The organism is Stenotrophomonas maltophilia, from assembly GCF_047497515.2.
Classification (GTDB): domain Bacteria; phylum Pseudomonadota; class Gammaproteobacteria; order Xanthomonadales; family Xanthomonadaceae; genus Stenotrophomonas.
In genome coordinates this window covers 171103-193498 of sequence record NZ_JAXAXL020000001.1, presented here as the reverse complement: position 1 = coordinate 193498, position 22396 = coordinate 171103, and the positions used below count along the sequence as shown (strand labels likewise).

The window sequence follows — 22396 nt, the reverse complement described above, 5'->3', positions numbered from 1 at the left end:
CCCACCGATGGAAACCAGCGTGTCGCCAGCTCCACATGCGGCCCCGCTAGAATGACTCCATGACCGAATTCATCCCGCCCGGCACCCGCTTCCACGCCCTGCCCTCGCCATTCCCGTTCAAGCGCGGTGGCGCACTGCACGGTGCGCGCGTCGCATATGAAACCTGGGGAACACTGGCGGCCGACGCCAGCAACGCGATCCTGATCGTCACCGGCCTGTCACCCGATGCGCATGCTGCGGCCAACGATGGCAACCCCGCGCCGGGTTGGTGGGAGGCGATGGTCGGGCCCGGCAAGCCGATCGATACCGATCGCTGGTTCGTGGTGTGCGTGAACTCGCTGGGCAGCTGCAAGGGCTCGACCGGTCCGGCCTCGCTAAACCCCGCCACCGGTGAACCCTACCGCCTCGATTACCCCGAGCTGTCGATCGAAGACGGCGCCCGCGCCGCGATCGAGGTCGTGCACGCGCTGGGCATCGCGCAGCTGGCCTGCGTGGTCGGCAACTCGATGGGTGGCATGACCGCGCTGGCGCTGCTGATGCTGCAACCCGGCATCGCGCGCAGCCACGTCAACATTTCCGGAAGCGCACAGGCACTGCCGTTCTCGATCGCGATCCGCTCGCTGCAGCGCGAGGCGATCCGCCTCGATCCGCGCTGGAACGGCGGCCACTACGACGATGCCGAGTATCCCGAGTCGGGCATGCGCATGGCGCGCAAGCTGGGCGTCATCACCTATCGCTCGGCACTGGAATGGGATGGTCGTTTCGGCCGCGTGCGGCTGGATTCGGACCAGGCCGACGATGATCCGTTCGGCCTCGAATTCCAGGTGGAAAGTTATCTGGAAGGCCACGCGCGGCGTTTCGTGCGCTTCTTCGATCCGAACTGCTACCTGTACCTGAGCCGTTCGATGGACTGGTTCGATCTGGCCGAGTACGCCGATGGCGATGTGCTGGCCGGCCTGGCGAAGATCCGGGTGGAAAAGGCGCTGGCGATCGGCGCCAACACCGACATCCTGTTCCCGGTGCAGCAGCAGCAACAGGTCGCCGACGGCCTGCGTGCTGGCGGTGCCGATTCGCGTTTCGTCGGCCTGGATTCGCCACAGGGCCACGATGCGTTCCTGGTTGATTTCGAGCGCTTCGGCCCAGCCGTGCGCGGCTTCCTCGACGCGCTGTAAGTGGCGTGGCGGCGCAATCTAGGCCTCGCCGCGTTCGGCGCGTTGTTCGCGCTGATGATCAGCAGCGTGCTGCCGCTGTGGCTGGGTGGCTGGTGCCTGCTGGCCAGCGCGGTGTCGTTCGGGCTGTATGGGCATGACAAGCGCGCGGCGCAGCGAAAGCAATGGCGGATTCCCGAACGCACCCTGCAGCTGCTGGCCTTCGCCGGCGGCTGGCCGGGTGCGTTGCTGGGCCAGGCCGTGTTCCGCCACAAGCACCGCAAAGCCGCGTTCCAGTGGGTGTTCTTGCTGTACGTGCTGGCCAATGTGGCCTCGATTGCGGTGATGCTGCGCGAATTCTCGCGGTAACCCTCGCAATCGGTAGTGCCGGCCGCTGGCCGGCAATCATGGGGTTGCCGGCCAGCGGCCGGCACTACCATTCACGGTTCGCGGACCAGGGCGCCATCACGCAACCGGTACTGCGCATCGACTACGCCGTCGGGCAGATCGTCATGGGTGATCATCAGCAGGCTGCGACCGTCCAGCAGTCCGGCAAGATCCTGCAGCAGCGCGTGCGCAGTATCCACGTCGAGACCTTCTGTAGGCTCGTCCAGCAACAGGATCGGCGCGTTGCGCAACAGCGCGCGCGCCAGTGCCAGGCGCCGCGCCTGCCCGGCCGACATCGTCGCACCGTTCTCACCGACCCACGCCTGCAGGCCGCCATTGCGCTCGGCCCATTCGGCCAGCCGCACGCGGCGCAACACAGCCGACAACGCGTCATCGCTGGCATCCGGATCACCCAGCCGCAGGTTCTCGGCCACGGTGCCGGCAAACACCGGCGCGTTCTGCGGCAGCCACGCCAGCTGCCGATGCCACTCGGCCTGGGCGAAATCGCGCAGGTCGCGACCGCCGTAGGTGATTCGCCCCTGCTGCGGATCCCACAGCCGCAGCAGCAGGCTGGACAACGTGGTCTTGCCGCTGCCACTGTCGCCACGGATGGCGATACGCTCGCCCGGTGCCAGGGTCAGCTGCAGGCCCGACAGCACCGGTCGCGCCGCACCCGGCCACTGGAAATGCACGTCATCCCAGTGCACGCGCGCCGCGTTCGGCACCGGCTGTGGCACTGCGGGGTCCTCCACCGTCGGCGTCTGCTCGATGATGGCCTGCAGACGATCGGCGGCGATCCGCCCAGCCTGCAGCGATTGCCAGGCCAGCCCCATGCCAGCCCACAATTCAATCAGCGCCACAGTGAGGAACACCAGCCCCGCGGCCATTTGCGGCGCGATGCGCTGCTGTTCGGCGGCGTGCAGGGCCAGCGCCAGCATCGCCACCAGCCCGAGTCCGGCCACCAATCCGTGCAGCGTCGAGGCCGCAATCAAGCGCCAACGCCGGCGACGGTCGCGCGAGGCCAGCTGCTTGGCCGCCACTCGCACTTTCAACTGCCATGCCGCATCGGCATGCAGTGCGGCCAGATCCCCGGCCCCTTCCAGTCCTTCGAATGCAGCGGTGCGCAACGCAGCGCGATGCGCGGCGCGGTCGGCCTCTTCATCATCGCGACCCCGCACGCCCAGCCACGGCACACCCACGGCGATCAGCAGCGCCAGCACCGCCAGCAACACCGCCGCCGACGGCAGGATCACGGCTGCTGAAACCACCGCGACCAGCGACAACGCGCCCAGCGCCAGCAACGGCCCGATGGCACGCACCAGCAGGCCATCCACCTCGCCGATATCGCCGAGCAGGCGTGCCAGCAGCTCGCCGGTACGGGTGGCACCCAGCCGTGCCGGCGCCAGTGGCAGCGCGCGGCGGAAGAACCACACGCGCAGGTCGCGGGCGATGCGAAGGGTGGCATCGTGGCCGACCAGTTTCTCGAAATAGCGCGACACGATACGCGCCATGGTCAGGCCACGGATGCCGGCCGACGGCGAGAAGAAATTGAAGCCCTGGCCAAGCCCGGCGGCACCGGCCAGCGCAGCCGCGGTAAGGAAACCACCGGACAGGCCCAGCAGCGCGGTACCGGCCAGCATGGTGGTCCACAGCAGCAGTATGGTGAGCAGCAAGCGCGGCCGATGACGCAGGAACACCGCGCGCAGGGAATCGGGGGAGCGGCTCATGCGCGCACCGCCTGTGCCGGTTCGACCAGGCGTCCTTCCGGCAGCAGCAGGCAACGGTCGGCCCAGGCGATCACTGCCGGGCTGTGGGTCGCGACCACCACGCTGCGGCCACGCGCATACGCGGCCAGGCTGCGCAGCAGGGCCGCCTCAGTCTCTGCATCGAGGAAGGCGGTCGGCTCATCCAGCAGCAGCACCTGCGGGTCACGCAGCAGCAGGCGCGCCAGGCCGATGCGGCGCGCTTCACCACCGGACAGGCCGAAGCCACGCTCGCCGATCATCGTGTCCAGCCCCTGCGGCAGTCGTTGTGCGAACTGCAGCACCTGCGCCGCCTCGGCCACCGCGCGCAGCCGTGCGTCGCTGGCGCCGGGGTCGGCCAGCCGCAGGTTGTCGGCAATGCTGCCGTGGAACAGGTAGGGGCGCTGGCTGGCATAGGCCACCTGCACGCCGGGGCGCAGCTGCAGCTTGCCGGCGCGTGGCGGCAACCAACCGGCCAGTGCTTCCAGCAGCGTGCTCTTGCCCGATCCGCTGGGGCCGACCAGGGCCAGCCGCTGGCCCGGCTCCAACACCACGTCAAGATCCTGCAGCACATCATGCGGCGCCCCCAACGGACGCAACACCAGGCCCTGTGCCTGTAGTGGCGGCAAGGCAGCCTCGGCCGGCTCCACCGCCAGCGGTGCAATCTCGTTTTCAATCAGGCCCTGCTCATCCGGCAGCGACTGCAGCAGGCGCTCCACTTCTGCGGCCGCCGCCAGGGCGTTGGCACGGTCGTGGTAGTGCGCGGCCAAGCGCCGCAGCGGAGCGTAGAACTCCGGCGCCAGCAGCAGGCAGAACAGGCCGGCACCCAGCGTCGGCACCGCTGCATGCAGCGACATCATGCCGAGGTAGCTCAGGCCGAGATACAGCGCAACCATCGCCACGCTCACCGAGGCGAAGAATTCCAGCACGGTGGATGACAGGAACGCGATCCGCAGCACCTTCAGCGTGCGCAGGCGCACACCCTCGGCGGCGGCCTCCACGCCAGCCAGTTCGGCTTCGCCGCGGCCATACAGGCGCAGCACGCCCAGGCCCTTGATGCGATCGGCGAAGTGGCCGCTCATCCGCGCCAGCTCACCCAGCTGGGCACGGCCGGCCGCTTCAGCGCCCCACCCCACCAGCATCATGAAGAACGGCACCAGCGGCGCAGTGAACAACAGGATCAGCGCCACCACCCAGTCGACCCAGGCCACCGCGCCGAGGATCAGCAGCGGTACCACCATCACCTCGGTACGTACCGGCAGGAAGCCGCTGTAATAATTCTCGATCGCATCACCGTGATGCAGCACCAGTTCGCCCAGCTCGCCGGTGCGGCGCTGGCGCAGCCACAGCGGGCCGTGGCCCAGCAAGCACGCGAACACACGTTCGCGCAGTGCCAGCCGCGCAGCATCGGCCACATCGCCGGCCGCGGCCTGGGTGGCGCTGCCCAGCAGCGTGCGCAGCACCAGGATCAATGCCAGTCCGCCCAGCACCGGCAGCCCCGATGCCAGCGGCGCCCGTTCCACCAGCACCTGCTGCACCAGCCAGGCAATGGCGGCGGCCTGGCCGATCAACAACGCGCCGGACAGGCTGATGCAAAGCGCCGCTGCGCGCTGGCGGCCTCGAGCGCCGCGCGCCAGATCGGCCAGCCAGGCCGTACGGGCGCGCCGCTGGCGGGTCGTTTCGGCTTCCGGGGACAGGCCGTCAGGGGTCGTTTCGGCAGCGCTCAAGGGATCTTCACGGGCAACGGGGGATACACGGCATTGTAGGCGCAGGCAATAGCCGGCCCCTGCGGCCAGCGGTCGCAGTCTTCATCAGGTTGGCATACGATCACCCTGGGCACCTGTTCATACATTGATCTGGATCAAGGCTGTTTGAAGTAGTCGGTCACATCATTCACGTCGTAGACCACCCTTCCCGCCACCTGCAACGGCACTATCCAACGAGGTAGCCAGGCCATGATTGATCAGACAGTCGTAGAACTGTCGCGGCTGCAATTCGCGCTGACCGCGATGTACCACTTCCTATTCGTACCCCTCACCCTCGGCCTGTCCTTCATGGTGGCCATCATGGAGAGCGTGTACGTGATGACCGGCAAGGAGATCTGGCGCAGGATGACCCTGTTCTGGGGCGTCCTGTTCGGCATCAACTTCGCCATGGGCGTCGCCACCGGCATCGTGATGGAATTCCAGTTCGGCATGAACTGGTCGTACTACAGCCACTACGTGGGCGACATCTTCGGCGCGCCGCTGGCCATCGAAGGCCTGATGGCGTTCTTCCTGGAAGCCACCTTCGTCGGCCTGTTCTTCTTCGGCTGGAACCGCCTGACCAAGGTCAAGCACCTGATGGTGACCTGGCTGATGGCGCTGGGTACCAACCTGTCGGCCATCTGGATCCTGATCGCCAACGGCTGGATGCAGAACCCGACCGGTGCGGTGTTCAATCCGGAAACCATGCGCATGGAAGTCGTCGACTTCATGGCGGTGGTGTTCAATCCGGTGGCCCAGGCCAAGTTCGTGCACACCGTCAGTGCCGGTTACGTGACCGGTGCGGTATTCGTGATGGCGATCAGCGCCCTGTTCCTGCTGCGCAACAAGCACAAGGACCTGGCCCGTCGTTCGTTCGCGGTGGCCGCAGCGTTCGGCCTGCTGTCCTCGCTGTCGGTGGTGGTGCTGGGTGACGAGAGCGGTTACGCCGCCAGCGAACATCAGAAGATGAAACTGGCCGCGATCGAAGCGATGTGGGAGACCGAGCGTGCGCCGGCCGACTTCACCGCCTTCGGCATCCCGAACCAGGCGACCCACCAGAACGATTACGCGGTGAAGATCCCGTACCTGATGGGCCTGATCGCCACCCGTTCGTTGAACCAGCCGATTCCGGGCATCCTGGAGCTGGTCGAGCGTGCCGAACACCGCGTGCGTGGTGGCCAGCTGGCCTACGGCGCGCTGGAACGCCTGCGCGCCAACAAGAACGACGTCGAAGCGCGCGAGATGTTCGATCGCCACTGGCAGGATCTGGGCCACGGCCTGCTGCTCAAGCGTTACCGCGATGACATCCTCAACGCCACCCCGCAGGAAATCTCGCAGGCGGCGATGGATACCGTGCCGCGCGTGATGCCGCTGTTCTGGACCTTCCGCGTGATGGCCGGGCTCGGCTTCTACCTGATCGCCTTCTTCGCACTGGCCTTCTACTACTCCTGCCGCAACAACTTCCAGGACAAGCGCTGGTTCCTGAAGGTGGCCCTGTGGACGCTGCCGGCACCGTGGATCGCCATCGAGTGTGGCTGGTTCGTGGCCGAGTACGGTCGCCAGCCGTGGGCGGTCGATGGCGTGCTGCCGACCTTCTATGCAGCATCGGGCCTGGCCCTGCACGAGATCGTGCTGACCCTGGCCGGCTTCACCGCGATCTACACCGCGCTGATCGTGGTCGAGATCAAGCTGATGCTCAAGGCGATCCGCAAGGGTCCGGATGAGGTGCTGCCGTCGCTGCAGTCGCCCCAGCCGCATGCTTCCCACAATGCCTCGGCGCCCGCCGCCGGCCAGGCCTGAGGCAGGAGAACCACGATGGATTTCATTCTTCTGGACTACACCACGCTGCGCGTGATCTGGTGGCTGCTGCTCGGCATCCTGCTGATCGGCTTCGCCGTGATGGATGGTTTCGACCTGGGCGTGGGCACGCTACTGCCCTTCGTCGCCCGCAACGACGCCGAGCGCCGGCTGGTGATCAACACCATCGGCCCGGTCTGGGAAGGCAACCAGGTGTGGCTGGTGCTCGGTGGCGGTGCGATCTTCGCCGCGTGGCCGCCGTTGTATGCGGTCAGCTTCTCCGGGTTCTACCTGGCGATGTTCGTGATCCTGTTCGCGCTGATCCTGCGTCCGGTCGGTTTCAAGTTCCGCAGCAAGATGCCCAGCGAGCGCTGGCGCAACACCTGGGACTGGGCGCTGTTCATCGGTGGCTTCATCCCGGCCCTGATCATGGGCGTGGCGGTGGGCAACGTGGTGCTGGGCGTGCCGTTCCACTTCGATGACAGCATGCGCATCTTCTACACCGGCTCGTTCTTCGGCCTGCTGATGCCCTTCGCACTGCTGGCCGGCCTGCTCAGCGTGTCGATGCTGGTCGCGCACGGTGCCGCCATGCTGGTCATCAAGACCGACGGCCCGGTGGCCGAACGTGCGGCCCGCTTCGGCAGCATCGCGGCAATCATCGCCTTCGTGCTGTTCGCGGTCGGCGGTGCCTGGGTAGCCTTCGGCCTGCCGGGTTACCAGATCACCTCGCAGGTGGTCACCGATGGCGCCACCAACCCGCTGCTGAAGACCGCCGAACTCGGCGCCGCCGGTGGCTGGATGCGCAACTACAGCGCGATGCCGGCCACGATCCTGGCCCCGCTGCTCGGCCTGGCCGGCCTGCTGGCCAGTGCGGTGCTGCTGCGTGCCCGTCGCGGTGGCCTGGCCTTCATCGCCTCCGGTGCGGCCATCGCCGGCATCATCCTGACCGTCGGCTTTGCCATCTTCCCGTTCCTGCTGCCGTCCTCGAGCCAGCCCACCTCCAGCCTCACCGTGTGGGATGCCTCGTCCAGCCACCTGACCCTGTGGATCATGCTGCTGGCCACGGCGGTGTTCCTGCCGATCATCATCGGTTACACCACCTGGGTGTACCGCGTGCTGAAGGGCAAGACCACCACCGAAGAGATGGGCAACAACCCGAACGCGTATTGATCGCTTGCACGTGTGCCGACCAACGGTCGGCACCTACCCGGAATGAAGGAGACTGATCATGTGGTATTTCGCCTGGATTCTCGGTGCCGGCCTCGCCTCGACGGTGGCCATCCTCAACGGCATGTGGTTCGAAGCCCGAGAGCAGAACCGCATCGAGAAGGAAAATCGTCACTGAGCCGTAAAAAAGCCTTGCCGCCTTGGCCTTCACACGGTATCTTAGGCGGCTCCTTCGGGGTGTAGCTCAGTCTGGTAGAGCGCTACGTTCGGGACGTAGAGGTCGCAGGTTCGAATCCTGTCTCCCCGACCACTTATGTGGTCGCATTGAAGCCTGGTGAAGTCGTCCAGGCTTTTTTGTTCCCTGAAGTGGCACTGCTTCGGCAGTGTGAAGAAAACAGCATTTACCCCTTGCCGCCATCGGGGTAGATCGCTAGAATAGGCGGCTCCCTTCGGGGTGTAGCTCAGTCTGGTAGAGCGCTACGTTCGGGACGTAGAGGTCGCAGGTTCGAATCCTGTCTCCCCGACCACTTCGGTGGTCACCAAGAAGCCTGGAAGACGACAGTCCTCCGGGTTTTTTTGTGCCTGGCGCCCGGGCAACTGCCAGTGAATGACTGCAACGGGACAAGGCAGCCACCCTGCCCCGCCACAGGGCCCCCGGAGTCAGCAGGGCCGCACGTTCAGGCCGGCATACAGGCCCAGCGCGCGACTGGCCTGGATCAGACCCTCGATCACGTGGTCGCCCACATCCTGGTCCGGCCCGCCATCCTGCCGCGCCCGCTCGGCAGCCAGCAGAATGGCATGTACGGTGCGCAGCCCGGCCAATGCGCAATCGGCATCGGCCAGGGCCATGCAACGGCCGGGATTGAGCTGGCGTTCGGGCCAGGGCCGTCCATCGGATGCGCCCCCGCTGTCGATGCCACGCAACTGCGCGACGAAGGTGATGGGCACGCCTGCCACATCGGCATTGGCCGGCGCGTGACCGGTAGGCGGGAATGAAGTATCAGACGTCTTCATGGGCATTCTCCATGCAAGGAACACGGTGATGCCGCCGCAGAAAAGCGGCGGGCGATACGTGGCTGCAAAAACCCGGCTGACTTAGTTCGGGCGGATGTGCTCGCGCACACCCCCACGCACCGCCCGCCATGGAACGCGAACGGAATGCCAGCCGGCGCCGCGAGAAGCGACGCCGGCTGGCAAGCGTATACAACAAGTCAGCTCGGGTTTTGCAGTCCCGGCCACCCTTTTCCGGTGGCATGCGAAGGTGTAAACGCCAACGCACGAAGTGCCAATGGGCAAACGCGCCACTGCAACAATTCGTACGATTCGCGACATTGTTGCACAGCGCCTGCGGACGTCCAGAACCTAGGGGCGCAAAGGCTTGGCAGGTGTTAAGCCGCAAGCGCCGTTGTGGTCTGCAGCAGGATGGAGGTCGTGCGGATTACGTCACCCTGCGCACTACGGAAGCGCTTCGCGAGGGTGGGGGCTGGTCGTGGTCCTGCTCAGCCCTTGAAGTGGGGATCGGTCACCGGCAACAGGTTGTAGCTGGCCAGATCCCTTTCGAGCCGATGAACGCGCTCCACCTGCGCGTCGTCGGTGGGGTCAAACACACCCGGCACCGAGACGATCACCGTTCCCAGGCCATCAACCGGATGGACGGCATGCGCGTCGCGGATCTGCGCGTGGGTGATCTGCGCGGGCACAAAGCCCATCCAACCGAAGAATTCCCGGTGTTGATACAGGCGGCGGTCTATCTGATAGGTCACAAGCCCCTTCTCGGGCGTTCGGGACTTCACATCAACGCACGCGAACGAGGGCCTTACTATTTTCACCAGCTCGACCAATGCCTTGAGCATGAGGTCGGGCGCCTCCATTCCAAATGCCTCAAGCTCTCCCAAACGGAATTTACTGAAACCTGCCGTGGGATCTATGCCGAGCACGGCTAAACCAGGCTTTCGCCAATCGCGGTCGTTGTTCACGTTGGCCAAACTCAGCGATGCGCCAAGACCCTCGAAGTCGCCGAAACTCCTACGATCCTTTTCAATGTCCCGCCTCATCTGCTCTATCAACGCATCCGTCTCGCCGATAGGCACATACCTGCTCTTGCGGCTCGGCGGCAGTGCAAACCAATTCTTGAGCGATGGATGGAGTGGGTCCAGAGCCTTCGTCGCCAGCACCGCCAACCGCAGCACTTCCTCAGCGGACCTGCCAGCGGGCGTCGTTCGTAGGTTGGCTTGAGCACTAATAATCAAGCGAATTTTCCAGCATAAGGTTCGTACTTGACGCGACGGTCAGGCTGGCCGCGGTCGTGCTCAGCCCTTGAAGTGAGGATCGGTCACCGGCAACAGATCGTAGCTGGCCAGATCCATTTCAACGCGGTGCACCTTGTCCACTTGTGCGTCGTCGGTGGGATCAAACACGCCCGGCACCGAGACGATGACCGTACCCAGGCCATCGACCGGGTGGACGGCATGCGCGTCTCGTATCTGGGCGTGGGCGATCTGCGCGGGCACGAAGCCCATCCAGCCAAAGAACCGCCTGTGCTGGTAGAGCCGCCGGTCCAGCTGGTAATCCACCAAACCTTTGTCCGGCGATCGTGCCTTGACATCCGTAGCTGCGAAGAATGGGCCTACCACTTTCACCATTTCCGTCAGTGCATTGCGCAATAGGGACGGGAGTGACGCTCCAAATGGGTCAATTCCATCCACGCTGAGGAAATTGAAACCGGTTGTCGGATTCAAGCCGAGCACCACTACCCCCGGCTTTTTCCAATCACGGTCATTGTCAACATTGGACAGCATGACAGAAGCGCCAAGCTCTTCGAAGTCACCAAAACGCTTTCGATTTTTTTGAATCTTCTGCGCCATTTGCGCCAAGATGCCATTCTCGTCATCCAGCGGAATTGAATCCTCCTTACTACTTGAAGGCAGCGCGTACCATCGGTTCATCAGCGGGTGAACCTCGGCCAGCAGCGCGGTCAAATTCACAGCGATGCGCAGCAGCTCGTCCGGTGTTTTTGAAACAGGCGTTGTCCAGAGTTTCGTTTCCACTCCAAGAATCATGCACCACCTCCAGGAAAGGGTTCATATCTGCAGAGCGAAGGATCCAAGTTGCCCATTAGCATGGCCGCTGCCATCGTCTTTTGCTGCATGAAAAACCACAGAAGCTTTCCCTGTGGCTCAGCGATCGCGATAGCGGAACGCTGTCGAGTCATCTGCAACCCTAGCGGCTCGAAGACCCCGGGCCGCACAAATTTGTATTTCGCCTTTCCGTTCTGATCCAGAAACTGGTCATACCTCCCCTTCGCCTCAACCACCGTGCAGTCCTTCAACCAGAACCCATCAAACTCACAGGCGTTGAAGTGCCACTCCTGCACCGTACGGGAGAACGCCTTCCGGTGCAGATAGTCAAACAACGTATCCACTGAGAAGAACGTCCGCGCCGGATCGGCCTTGTCCGCCACCATGAATCCAAAGCGCAGCGGTGCCGAGCGCAGGTTGGCGATGTACAGCTGGTACTCGTAGTTGATCAGATTGCGCCGGGTGACATAGCGCCCAGTGCGGGGCGGACCAATGAACCCATCCTTCAGCAGGCACTCGTTGCACGCGGTCTCGTCGGGCATCTGCGAGCAGTCCACTTCCCGCGCCTTGGCCGTCGGCTCGGCACGAGCATCCGGTTTGGCCTCACCGCGTACCCGCTGCTGGATTCCGTACACGGCATCGCGAATGCCGTCCGCCACGTCACCGGTGGTCGGCCCACCGTAGGGCTCCACCGGATTGCCGTCTTCATCCACGCCGCCGTTGCCGCCTCCCATGCCCGGCCCAAGCCAGGGCCGCGGGCCGATGATTCTGGTGCCCATCGTTGCTCCTAGTGTCCTGCCAGATTCGACAGCAGATCCGCCGTTGCCAGATTCGGGTTCTCTGCGCTGCGCATCCACATGTCCGCTGCCGGGACGGCCCGCAGACCGCGCGCCCACGCCACGTCCGCCTTCACCCAGCGCACCAGCACCGGCAGGTGGGTGATCTGTTCAGCCCTTGAGGTTAGGATCTGTCACCGGCAACAGATCGTAGCTGGCCAGATCCATTTCGACGCGATGCACCTTGTCCACTTGCGCGTCGTCGGTGGGGTCAAACACCCCTGGCACCGAAACAATGACCGTACCCAGGCCATCGACCGGGTGGACGGCATGCGCGTCGCGAATCTGCGCGTGGGTGATCTGCGCGGGTACAAAGCCCATCCAGCCAAAGTACCGACGGTGTTGGTACAAGCGCCGATCAAGTTGGTACGTCACCAAAGCTTTCTCGTGCGTCATCGCTTTGACATCCGTACAGGCATAGCGCGGCTTGACTTCCTCCACCAAGCCGGTCATTGCATTGAGCATTAGATTTGGCGCAGCCTCACCAAATGGTTCAATCCCAACAAGACGAAACTTATGGGAGCCAAGCGTGGGATCCAAGCCGAGCACGACAAGGCCTGGCGTGCGCCAATCACGATCATTGTCTACGTTGGCCAGCAACAGTGAAGCGCCCAGCTCATCGAAATCCCCAAATCTTTCTCGATCCTTCTCGATATTCCGCTCCATCCTGGCGAGGATCGCACTAGTATTCTCAAACGGTATTGACTTTTCCTTTGCGTTCGATGGCAGCGCATACCACCGTGCCATCAACGGGTGAAGCGGCGCGAGACGTTGCGTCGCCTGTACCGCCAAACTGAGCAACTGGTCAGGTGTTCGAGCAACAGGGTCCGTCCGCATGTTTGTTTGAGCACTGACAATCATCAAATATCTCCACGGAATGGTATGTGCCTGCAAAGCATTGGATCGACGTATTCCGTTTCAATGGCTGCCGCCATCGTTCGATGCTGCATGAAGCACCACAGTAGCTTTGCCTGCCGACCAGCAACACCGATAGCGCCGCGCTGCCTGTTCATCTGCACTCCCCAAGGCCTGAAAACTCCATGCTCCACAAACTCATACTTGGGAAGTCCTGCTTCATTCAAAAAATGGTCATACCTCCCCTTCGCCTCCACCACCGTGCAGTCCTTCAACCAGAACCCGTCAAACTCACAGGCGTTGAAGTGCCACTCCTGCACAGTGCGGGAGAACCCCTTCCGGTGCAGATAGTCAAACAACGTATCCACTGAGAAGAACGTCCGCGCCGGATCGGCCTTGTCCGCCACCATGAATCCAAAGCGCAGCGGTGCCGAGCGCAGGTTGGCGATGTACAGCTGGTACTCGTAGTTGATGAGATTGCGCCGGGTGACATAGCGCCCGGTGCGGGGCGGGCCAATGAACCCCTCCTTCAGCAGGCACTCGTTGCACGCGGTCTCGTCGGGCATCTGCGAGCAGTCCACCTCCCGCGCCTTGGCCGTCGGCTCGGCGCGCGCATCCGGCTTGGCTTCACCACGCACCCGCCGCTGGATACCGCCCACCACATCGCGAATGCCGTCCGCCACGTCACCGGTTGTCGGCCCACCGTAGGGCTCCACCGGATTGCCGTCTTCGTCCACGCCGCCGTTATCGCCTCCCATGCCGGGCCCAAGCCAGGGCCGCGGACCGATGATTCTGGTGCCCATCGTTGCTCCTAGTGACCTGCCAGATTCGACAGCAGATCCGCCGCTGCCAGATTCGGGTTCTCTGCGCTGCGCATCCACATGTCCGCGGCCGGGACGGCCCGCAAGCCGCGCGCCCATGCCACGTCCGCCTTCACCCAGCGCACCAGCACCGGCAGGTGGGTGATGCGCAGCACATAGGCTGCATGGTCATGGCTTCGCACCACCTCATCCATCAATGCGCCATCGCTCAGATGACCGACGCTGCCGGGGTACTCCTCGCGAATCTCCCGGCACAACAACGGGAAAAAGGTGGAGGGGTCAGGCAGGCGCAGCAGGGCTTCCTGTTCCTTTGTAATCTCAAACATCAGCCTGCCTCCGTTGCATGCAGCGCTTCGCGATCCAGGGTGTAGCGCTCGCCCAGCATCTGGAAACACCATTGCCGCAGCGGGCCCATCAACTGCCTGCGCTGCTCCAGCGTGAAGGCCCGCTGCAGGCGCAGGAACACGCGGCCATCCCAGTAGCGCAGCAGTGCCAGCTTGCCGTTGGGGCGACGCAGGTCCAGGCAGGTTTCCATGTGCTGGAACACCGCTTCAAAGCCGGCCTCGCTGCGGAGCCAGGCCACGACGGGCTTGTCCAGTTCCAGCGCCCGCAACCATCCATCCACCTGGGTGTGGGCCTGCGCGGGCAACTGCAGCAGCCACGGACCGACGGCTGCGTGAGCGGCCTCGGGCTGGCGCGCAAGCAGTGCGCGGTGCGGCAGGTCCTGCGCGTACCAGGCCAGCGCCTTGGGCGTGTCGGCATAGGCCGCGGCGTCGACAATCACGTATCGATTCATTCAGCGCCCCAGGAAGGTCGCGCCGGAGTGCGAAGCGGCCAGCAGGCACGCCTCACACACAGGCGCCTTGGCAGCCTGCAGGGCTATAGGCGCCGGTGCCGTGATGGCAGCGGCCGGCGTCACGCTGTCACACCCTCCTCCGCCTCCACCCTGTTCCACATGGACCAGGGATTGCTTCCCGGCAATCAGCGAGCAGCCGCAGCAGAGCCTGTCGCCGTGGCGGGCCACGGGCTGGCCTTCAAATATCAGCGTGGCATCGCCGCTGACGATGGTGGCCACGCGCTGGTGCCTGGGGCAGGTGGCCTTGTCGCCCACCCGCGCGACGGGCATGCCCTCGATGTCGGTCGCGGGGGAGCCGGTGATGACCCTGCCACCGCCGCTGGTCGCATCACCGACCACAATCAACGTCCTTGCCACCCTGTAATCCTTCCAGCCTGGATGTGGCCCGAACCTAGCAACGCCCCACACCGCGCGCACTTCAACGCGATATCGATCGCGCAGTGCCTTCCACAGCGGCGAGCGCTGAGGCTTGCACTGCAAGCACTTGGCCGGATCGCGGCGAATACGTGACCCACATCGGTCCCTGCCATCCCGTGATGCAGATCGCGACAGATCGCGCTGACAGGACCGGGCCCCGCCAGCCACGTACAATGGCGCATCCCCCACCCACCGCACCGGCCCGGACCGGTGCGGCGCTGCACGCCAAGACACGGCATGCGACACCTGCAAGGACCACCGATGAGCTCCTCCCCTTCCGATTCGCCGTCGCTGCTGCACGGTCGTATCCTCGCCTTCGCCGCGATCCTGCTGGCCGCGATCAACCTGCGTACGGCCGTCACCTCGATCACGCCGCTGCTGGACGTGCTCGGCCAGCAGTTCGGCTTCGGCACCACCATGACCGGTGTGCTGGGCATGCTGCCGACCGCCTCGTTCGCCCTGTTCGGCGTGGCCACGCCGGCACTGGCGCGACGTCTGGGCCTGGAGCGCACCACGCTGCTGGCGATGGTGATGGCGATGGCCGGCCTGCTGCTGCGCTCCAGCGCCGGCAATGTCGGCACGCTGTTGTTCGGATCGGTGCTGGCACTGGCCGGCATGGGCATCGGCAACGTGGTGGTGCCGCCGCTGGTGAAGCGTTACTTCGCCAACAAGGTCGGCACCATGAGCACGCTCTACATCAGCGTGCTGCAGCTGGGCACGATGCTGCCGGCGCTGCTGGCGGTGCCGGTGGCCAATGCCGCGGGCTGGCGAGTGTCGCTGGGCATGTGGGCACTGCTGGCGCTGGCCGCTGCGCTGCCCTGGCTGGTGCTGGCCACGCGCGCGCCGAAGCCGCAGGCCGATGCCACTGATCCGACCGCGCAGCCGCATGGCAAGGTCTGGCGCACCTCGCTGGGCTGGAGCATGACGCTGATGTTCGGCATGACCTCGTTGATGACCTATTCGATGTTCACCTGGCTGCCGCGCATCGTGGTCGAGGCCGGCGGCACGCCCGCCTTTGGTGGCGTGATGGTGGCCGTGTTCTCGGCGCTGGGCCTGCTGCCCTCGCTGGTGATTCCGTCGATGGCGGTGCGCCTGCAGAACCCGTTCCCGCTGGTGCTGATCGGCTTCTTCTCGTTCGTGATCGCGTTCACCGGCCTGCTGCTGGCACCGATGAAGGCGCCGCTGCTGTGGGCCTGCCTGCTTGGCGTGGGCCCCTCGACCTTCCCGCTGGCGCTGACCCTGATCAACCTGCGCACCCGCACCCCCACCGGTTCGGCGGCACTGTCCGGCTTCATGCAGGGCGTGGGCTACAGCTTCAGCTGCCTGGGGCCCTTCCTGGTCGGCTGGCTGCACACCGTCAGCGAGGGCTGGACGCTCCCGTTCAGCTTCCTGTTCGGCTGCGCCACCCTGATGCTGTGCGCCTCGTGGGTGGCCTGCAAGCCGCGCAAGCTGGAAGACCTCTGGTAACGCGCCGGGGCCGCGTGGCGGCCTCGACTGTCGGCAACCATCTTCACGCGCTTCTTGACGCCGGACTGACAATTCCGGGCGGATAGTGCCGTCGAATGCCCATCCTTGCCGCGTGCCGGCATCGGGCATGGGGGCGGCACCGCCGTCCAGGCCACCACTCGGTGTGCGGGGGACTCTCGCTTCAGACAAGACATTGCAGGTCGCTGTCCGGGTTGTACCCGTCCTTGCAGGGCGGCATGCACGAAGGGAGTGACGCGGGCCACGGCCACGCCAAAAGCTGGCATGTGATATGCGTCACATTTTCACAGGTTGTCTGGTTCGGAAGCCAAGGGGGTTCCCAATGGTTGTCCACCGCCGGCTGGCGCTCTGCGTCGGCCTTGCCTGCTCCGCGCTGGCCTGGGCCAGCAGCGCTGCCCCGCCCGATCGCGAGGCGGCCCTGGCCGAGATCGGCCGCTACCGCGACCAGGCGCGATGGCTGGACGCGCTGGGCGCGATCGAGCGGGCCAGCCAGCAACGGCCCAACGACGACCTGCTGTTCAAGCTGCGCGTACTCACCCTGGGTGACATCGGCAATGCGTGGCGCGCCTGGGAGCTCTACCAACAGCGCCCGCAGCTGTTCGACGCGGCGCAGAAGCAACGCCTGGAGGGCGACTACCTGGCCAAGCTGGTGGTCTGGAGCCTGGCCTACAGCAGCAGCGAAGACAGCCGCCTGCAGGAAGCCGAATCGACGCTGGCGCGCATGCAGCGCTATCTGGGCGGCGAAGCCACGCCGCCGGCACAGGCACCACTGCGGATCCGCCTGGACCGGCTGATCCTGCTCAACCGGCTGGGCCGCCACGCGCAGGTGCGCGAGGAGACGCGGGCATTGCAGGCCGAAGGCCACACGCTGCCCGACTACGTGCTGCCCGCGGTGGGTGACTCCTTGATGGGCACGCTGCATCCGCAGGAAGCCATCCCGGTGCTGCAGGCCGCGGTGGCCGCCGACCCGACCCGCGACGCCTCGCATTCCGAGCTGGCCTACGCCTACCTGGAAAGCGAACAACAGGAGAAGGCCATCGATCTGCTGCAGGCGTGGCGCGACAAGGAACCGGCATGGCGCTGGAGCAATGGCAAATCACCGTACCCGAACTGGTCACGCTACGAAGCCGATCTGAACCTGGCGATGGTGCGCGCCTACAGTGGCGACCTGCGCACCGCGCAGCGCGACCTGGAATCGATGGTGGACATCGCACCGGGCAACGGTGGCCTGCAGAGCGCGCTGGGCAGCGTCTACATGATGCGCGGTTGGCCGCGTAGGGCGCTGCAGCGGCAGCAGATGGCACACGCGCTGGACCCGCGCGACATCGAGCCACGGCTGGGCATGGAAGAGGCCTACGTCGCCCTGCAGCGCGACGACCTGGCACGGCCGCTGCACGATGACCTGGTCGCACGCTACCCCACCCAACCGGCCGTCGAACGCATGGACCAGGCCTGGCGCGCGCACCGCGGCTGGCAGCTGAAGGCATGGACCGACATCGGCCGCAGTTCCGGGGGAGGCGGCACCTCGCCGTTGGGCAACAACGATCGTCACTACGGCGTGGAAGTGGAGACGCCGATCCTCGACGACCGCTGGCGGTTGTTCGCCCTCGCCGACCGCCGCTCGACCGACTTCCAGGACCAACGCATCGATCCGCTGTGGCTCGGCGCGGGCGTGCGCTACCGCTTTGGCCGGCTGGATGCAGAAACCGCGGTACTGCGCGCCAACGACCACATCGGCGATACCGGGCTGCGCGCGGGCGTCGGCTGGCAGTTCAACGATTACTGGCACGCTGGCGTGGTGGCCGCGCGCAATGATCCGGAAGCCTCGATGCAGGCGCGCGCGGCCGGCATCAGCGCCGACGGCGTGAGCGCACAGGTGGACTACCGTCGAAGCGAGCTGACCCACTGGATGTTCGGCGCCAGCCGCTTCCGCTACGACGACGGCAACCATCGCGAACTGTTCAACACCAGCCTCGAACAGCGCCTGCTGACCCGTCCGCGCTGGCTGATTGATGGCCTCGCCAGTGCCTACACCAGCCGTGGCAGCCGCGATGACGCGCCCTACTTCAACCCGAAGCGCGATCGCATGGTCGAGATCGGGCTGCGCATCGACCAGCAGTTGTGGCGTCACTACGAGCGCCACTTTCGGCACCGGCTGACGGTCTCTCTGGGCGACTACTGGCAGGATGGCTTCGGCAGTGCGCTGGTGCCGTCGGTGTCCTACATGCACGAATGGCAGCTGGGCCCGGGCCGCGTGTTCGAGTACGGCGTGCGCTGGTCGCGGCCGGTCTACGACGGCCATCGCGAGCGTCATATCGGCTTCGAAGCTGCACTGCGCTGGGGAGACTGACATGGCCCGCATCCTGCGACTGATCGTGCTCCTGCTGCTGGCCACTGCACCGCCGGCCTTCGCACAGCAGGCCCTGCATCTCGATGCGATCGACAACGGCCTGTTGATCCTCAGCTATCACGACATCCGCGACCAGGTCGCGGCCAAGGGCGATGCCGATACCTACGCGGTAAGCACGCAGAACTTCGCCGCACACCTGGACTGGCTCGGTGCGCACGGCTATCACCCAGTGTCGTTGTCGCAGGTGATCGACGCCTCGCAGGGCCGCACCACCCTGCCACCGAAACCGGTGCTGCTGACTTTCGATGACGGGCTGCGCAGCGTCTACGACAAGGCGTTCCCGTTGCTGCAGGCCTACCGCTACCCGGCGCTGGTGGCGGTGATCACCGATTACGTGGACATGGCACCGGGGCGCACCATCGACTATGGCTACCGGCCATTCGGCCACGATGATTTCGTCACGTGGGCACAGCTGAAACAGATGCATGACAGCGGGCTGATCGAAGTAGCCAGCCATACCGACGATCTGCACCATGGCGTGCTTGCCAATCCGCAGGGCAACTCTACGCCGGCGGTGGTCACCCGCATCTACACCCCTGCCACGCACAGCTACGAGAGTGAAGCGCAATACGCGCAGCGCCTGCGCGCCGACCTCTCGCGCAGCGTACAGCGGATCGAACAGCACCTGGGGGTGCGCCCACGCGCCATCGTCTGGCCGTACGCCGCCTACAACCAGCTCAGCAACGATATTGCCGAACAGCTGGGCATGCCGGTCTCGTTCGACCTGGAAGGCCGCAGCACACCGGTGGCCAGCGACCTGCATGGACTGGCGCGACTGCTGGTCAGCGACAACCCGACCGTGGAGGGCCTGGCCTACGAGCTGCGCCGCGACGTTTCACTTGATGGCATCCGCGCACTGCAGGTCGACCTGGATGATGTGTACGACCCTGACCCGGCGCAGCAGGCGCGCAACCTGGATGCACTGATCGAGCGGGTCAAGCGCATCGCGCCCACCCACGTCTACCTGCAGGCCTTCGCCGATCCGGACGGCAACAACACCACCGATGCGTTGTATTTCCCCAACCGGCACATGCCGATGCGCGCGGACCTGTTCAGCCGTGTCGCGTGGCAGCTGAAGTCGCGCGCAGGGGTGAAGGTGTATGCGTGGCTGCCGGTGCTGGGCTTCGAGCTGCCCGACCCGGCGCAGCGCGAGGCGCTGGCGATCCACAACGGCGATACCGACGGTATGTACCGGCTGGACTTCACCAACCCGAAGGCGCGCCGGATCATGCTCGATATCTACGAGGACCTGGCGGTCAATTCGTACTTTGAAGGGCTGCTGTTCCATGACGACGGCTACCTGCGCGACACCGAGCTGCCGGCGCTGGCGGCCGGTGGCGATGGCAGCGCACGCACCCAGGCCCTGATCGACTTCACCCTGGCCCTGCGCGACAGCGCGCAGCGTTGGCGACCCAAGCTGGCAACGGTACGCAACCTGTATGCCGAGCCGGTGCTGCGGCCGCAGAGCGAAGCCTGGTTCGCGCAGCGGCTGGACCTGTTCAACAAGGCCTACGACCAGACCGCGCTGATGGCGATGCCGTGGATGGAAGGCAGCAAGCGCCCCGAGCGTTGGCTGGACCAGCTGCTGGCCGCGGTGCGCGCACACGATCCACACCTGCAGCACACCCTGTTCGAGCTGCAGACCGTCGATTGGCGCACTGGCCAGCCCATTCCCGCTGATCGTCTGCGCGCACAGATCCGCCAGCTGCAGGCCCAGGGGGTGCATCACTTCGCCTGGTACCCGGATGATTTCATCGCCGACCTGCCTTCCACCCATGATGCCCGTGCGGCGATGTCCGCCGGCAACTTCCCGTACCCGGAGAAGTGACATGGACATGCACCCGCTGCTGCAGGTCCTGTTCCAGTTCGCCTTCTACTACCCCATGGTGATGGCGTTCTTCTGGATGTCGGGCGGCCTGTACTACTACTTCCGGCGCGAGCGTCATTCGCGACCGCGTAATGATCCCCCGTTGATGGTCGACCCGCCGTTTGCGAGCCTGCTGATTCCCTGCCACAACGAATCGGCGAACCTGGATGACACCCTTGGCGCGGCGCTGGCCCAGCGCTACCCGACCGACTACGAAGTGATCGCCATCGACGATGGCAGCAGCGACGACACCGGAGCACGGCTCGACGCGCTGGCCGCCAGGCACCTGCGGCTGCGCGTGCTGCACCTGGACCGCAACCTGGGCAAGGCCAATGCGCTGCGCATGGGCGCGCTGGCAGCACGCTCGGAGTACCTGGTGTGCATCGACGGCGATGCGATGCTGGAGGAACACGCGCTGCACTGGATGGTCTGGCACCTGGTCAGTGGCAACCGGGTCGGCGCGGTCACCGGCAACCCGCGCATCCGCAACCGCTCCACCCTGCTCGGCCGCCTGCAGGTGGCCGAATTCTCCTCGATCATCGGCATGATCAAGCGCGCGCAGCGCGTGTATGGACGCATCTTCACGATCTCCGGGGTGATCGCCGGCTTCCGGCGCACTGCCCTGCATCAGGTCGGCTGGTGGTCGGATGACATGGTGACCGAGGACATCGACATCAGCTGGCGGTTGCAGCGTGCGCACTGGGATATCCGCTACGAACCCAATGCGTTGTGCTTCATCCTGATGCCGGAGACGCTCAAGGGCCTGTGGCGGCAGCGGCTGCGCTGGGCCCAGGGGGGCGTGGAAGTGATCCTGCGTCACGCCCGCTCGCTGCTGCACTGGAAGGAGCGGCGCATGTGGGGGGTGCTGCTGGAGTATGTACTGAGCGTGCTCTGGGCCTACACCATGCTGTTCATCGTGCTGCTGTGGGCGCTGGGCAAGTTCGTCGATCTGCCCCCGCAGCTGCATATCGCCAGCCTGCTGCCGGAGTGGCACGGCGTGATCCTGGCGCTGGTCTGCCTGCTGCAGTTCGCCAGCAGCCTGATCATCGATCGTCGTTACGAAACACAGATTGGACGCAACTACTTCTGGGTCATCTGGTACCCGATGGCGTACTGGCTGATCAGCCTCTCCACCACCCTGGTGGCGCTGCCGAAGACCTTGCTGCGCCGTCGCAGCAAGCGCGCCACCTGGACCAGCCCTGACCGGGGGATCCGATGAACGCGCAACACCCGTCCAACCGCTTCGATTCGCGGATGATTCGCAAGCCTCACCGCCAACCGCGCTTCCAGCGCACCGCTTGGGGGTTCGTCACCTTGGCGTTCTGGGGGTTCTACTTCTACCTCTGGGCACCCCTGGTGACCCTGTTCTCGTGGCTGGTCGGCGGGCAGCTGGCCTGGCAGCAGCTGTATGAGCGGCAGAGCCAGTTCGACCCGTACGTGGTAGTGGCATTGCCACTGATGTTGTTGTGTACCAGCGTGCTGCTGATCGGCTGGGCCGAGTACAACCGCGCCCGGTTCCGCGGCCACGACCGGCGGCTGCCGCGGCCACTCACCAGCCTCAACGAAGTGGCGGCCGATCTCGGCGCCAGCACCGGGCTGGCCGAGCGCCTGAAGGGCTGCAAGGCCGCCACGCTGCACATGGACGAGCATGCACGGCCGATCGGCATCCGCCGCGAGGTGGTGTAACCCCGCTGCCCGGTGGGTGCCGACCTTGGTCGCTGCCTGCTTTGGTAGATGCCGACCTTGGCCGACCTTCTCTCCGGTGGGTGCCGACCTTGGTCGGCGC

Annotated in this window: 21 protein-coding genes and 2 tRNA genes; 12 read left to right on the top strand and 11 right to left on the bottom strand. The window is 65.3% G+C overall.

Annotated elements, in window-relative coordinates:
* Positions 1-59: 59 nt before the first annotated feature.
* Together metX and ACMZPQ_RS00985 are read left to right on the top strand one after the other, a co-directional pair.
* Positions 60-1172 (top strand): homoserine O-acetyltransferase MetX, encoded by a 1113-nt coding sequence (metX, locus tag ACMZPQ_RS00990; RefSeq protein WP_312647962.1) that lies wholly within the window; start codon positions 60-62, stop codon positions 1170-1172.
* Complete coding sequence (locus tag ACMZPQ_RS00985) at positions 1173-1517, top strand: DUF1294 domain-containing protein (protein WP_312647960.1); 345 nt, start codon at positions 1173-1175, stop codon at positions 1515-1517.
* Positions 1518-1588: 71 nt separating this feature from the next.
* Here the strand turns inward: ACMZPQ_RS00985 and cydC are convergent, their stop codons facing one another.
* Entirely contained in the window at positions 1589-3262 is a 1674-nt protein-coding gene (gene cydC, locus ACMZPQ_RS00980; RefSeq protein WP_197583762.1) for a thiol reductant ABC exporter subunit CydC, read from the bottom strand.
* Positions 3259-5004: a thiol reductant ABC exporter subunit CydD gene (gene cydD / locus ACMZPQ_RS00975; protein WP_197583761.1), complete on the bottom strand. Its 1746-nt coding sequence runs from the start codon at positions 5002-5004 to the stop codon at positions 3259-3261. The genes cydC and cydD overlap by 4 nt, the downstream gene beginning before the upstream one ends.
* Before the next feature lie 228 nt (positions 5005-5232).
* On the opposite strand from cydD, the gene ACMZPQ_RS00970 reads away from it, so the two are divergent.
* The 5 genes from ACMZPQ_RS00970 (at position 5233) to ACMZPQ_RS00950 (ending at position 8513) form a co-directional block, all read left to right on the top strand.
* On the top strand, positions 5233-6822 hold the full coding sequence (locus tag ACMZPQ_RS00970; RefSeq protein WP_197583757.1) for a cytochrome ubiquinol oxidase subunit I: 1590 nt from the start codon (positions 5233-5235) through the stop codon (positions 6820-6822).
* Positions 6823-6837: 15 nt separating this feature from the next.
* Positions 6838-7989 carry a cytochrome d ubiquinol oxidase subunit II gene (gene cydB / locus ACMZPQ_RS00965; protein ID WP_197583756.1) on the top strand — a complete coding sequence of 384 codons (1152 nt, stop codon included), beginning with the start codon at positions 6838-6840 and terminating at the stop codon, positions 7987-7989.
* A gap of 58 nt (positions 7990-8047) precedes the next feature.
* Positions 8048-8164, top strand: a complete 117-nt coding sequence (gene cydX, locus ACMZPQ_RS00960) for a cytochrome bd-I oxidase subunit CydX (protein ID WP_008268311.1) — start codon at positions 8048-8050, stop codon at positions 8162-8164.
* Between the two features lie 55 nt (positions 8165-8219).
* Positions 8220-8296 (top strand) — tRNA-Pro (locus ACMZPQ_RS00955).
* Positions 8297-8436: 140 nt separating this feature from the next.
* A tRNA-Pro gene (locus ACMZPQ_RS00950) sits at positions 8437-8513 on the top strand.
* A 133-nt stretch (positions 8514-8646) separates the two neighbouring features.
* Here ACMZPQ_RS00950 and ACMZPQ_RS00945 read toward each other — a convergent pair.
* From ACMZPQ_RS00945 to ACMZPQ_RS00905, 9 genes are all read right to left on the bottom strand, one after another.
* On the bottom strand, positions 8647-9000 hold the full coding sequence (locus tag ACMZPQ_RS00945) for a hypothetical protein (protein WP_197583754.1): 354 nt from the start codon (positions 8998-9000) through the stop codon (positions 8647-8649).
* Positions 9001-9485: 485 nt separating this feature from the next.
* Entirely contained in the window at positions 9486-10235 is a 750-nt protein-coding gene (locus ACMZPQ_RS00940; RefSeq protein WP_312646897.1) for an Imm52 family immunity protein, read from the bottom strand.
* Between the two features lie 60 nt (positions 10236-10295).
* Entirely contained in the window at positions 10296-11045 is a 750-nt protein-coding gene (locus tag ACMZPQ_RS00935; protein ID WP_197583752.1) for an Imm52 family immunity protein, read from the bottom strand.
* Positions 11042-11842: a Tox-REase-5 domain-containing protein gene (locus tag ACMZPQ_RS00930; RefSeq protein ID WP_312646899.1), complete on the bottom strand. Its 801-nt coding sequence runs from the start codon at positions 11840-11842 to the stop codon at positions 11042-11044. The genes ACMZPQ_RS00935 and ACMZPQ_RS00930 overlap by 4 nt, the downstream gene beginning before the upstream one ends.
* A 168-nt stretch (positions 11843-12010) precedes the next feature.
* Positions 12011-12760, bottom strand: coding sequence for an Imm52 family immunity protein (locus ACMZPQ_RS00925; protein ID WP_197584467.1), 750 nt, complete (start codon positions 12758-12760; stop codon positions 12011-12013).
* Entirely contained in the window at positions 12760-13557 is a 798-nt protein-coding gene (locus ACMZPQ_RS00920) for a Tox-REase-5 domain-containing protein (RefSeq protein WP_495495817.1), read from the bottom strand. The genes ACMZPQ_RS00925 and ACMZPQ_RS00920 overlap by 1 nt, the downstream gene beginning before the upstream one ends.
* Positions 13558-13565: 8 nt before the next feature.
* Positions 13566-13901, bottom strand: coding sequence for a hypothetical protein (locus ACMZPQ_RS00915; protein ID WP_197582817.1), 336 nt, complete (start codon positions 13899-13901; stop codon positions 13566-13568).
* Complete coding sequence (locus tag ACMZPQ_RS00910; protein WP_197582818.1) at positions 13901-14371, bottom strand: DUF4123 domain-containing protein; 471 nt, start codon at positions 14369-14371, stop codon at positions 13901-13903. Before ACMZPQ_RS00910 ends, ACMZPQ_RS00915 begins: the two co-directional genes overlap by 1 nt.
* On the bottom strand, positions 14372-14788 hold the full coding sequence (locus ACMZPQ_RS00905; RefSeq protein WP_197582819.1) for a PAAR domain-containing protein: 417 nt from the start codon (positions 14786-14788) through the stop codon (positions 14372-14374). It lies immediately after the preceding gene.
* Between the two features lie 321 nt (positions 14789-15109).
* Here ACMZPQ_RS00905 and ACMZPQ_RS00900 point away from each other — a divergent pair, with 321 nt between their 5' ends.
* From ACMZPQ_RS00900 to pgaD, 5 genes are all read left to right on the top strand, one after another.
* Positions 15110-16315: a CynX/NimT family MFS transporter gene (locus tag ACMZPQ_RS00900; protein ID WP_197582820.1), complete on the top strand. Its 1206-nt coding sequence runs from the start codon at positions 15110-15112 to the stop codon at positions 16313-16315.
* A 340-nt stretch (positions 16316-16655) separates the two neighbouring features.
* A complete protein-coding gene (gene pgaA / locus ACMZPQ_RS00895; protein ID WP_197582821.1) occupies positions 16656-18683 on the top strand; it encodes a poly-beta-1,6 N-acetyl-D-glucosamine export porin PgaA in 2028 nt (675 codons plus the stop codon).
* A gap of 1 nt (position 18684) precedes the next feature.
* The gene (pgaB, locus tag ACMZPQ_RS00890; RefSeq protein ID WP_197582822.1) at positions 18685-20571 is read left to right on the top strand and encodes a poly-beta-1,6-N-acetyl-D-glucosamine N-deacetylase PgaB; all 1887 of its coding nucleotides are present in this window, start codon (positions 18685-18687) and stop codon (positions 20569-20571) included.
* A gap of 1 nt (position 20572) precedes the next feature.
* The gene (pgaC, locus tag ACMZPQ_RS00885; RefSeq protein WP_197582824.1) at positions 20573-21829 is read left to right on the top strand and encodes a poly-beta-1,6-N-acetyl-D-glucosamine synthase; all 1257 of its coding nucleotides are present in this window, start codon (positions 20573-20575) and stop codon (positions 21827-21829) included.
* Positions 21826-22296 carry a poly-beta-1,6-N-acetyl-D-glucosamine biosynthesis protein PgaD gene (pgaD, locus tag ACMZPQ_RS00880; RefSeq protein WP_197582825.1) on the top strand — a complete coding sequence of 157 codons (471 nt, stop codon included), beginning with the start codon at positions 21826-21828 and terminating at the stop codon, positions 22294-22296. The genes pgaC and pgaD overlap by 4 nt, the downstream gene beginning before the upstream one ends.
* The last annotated feature ends 100 nt before the right edge of the window (positions 22297-22396 follow it).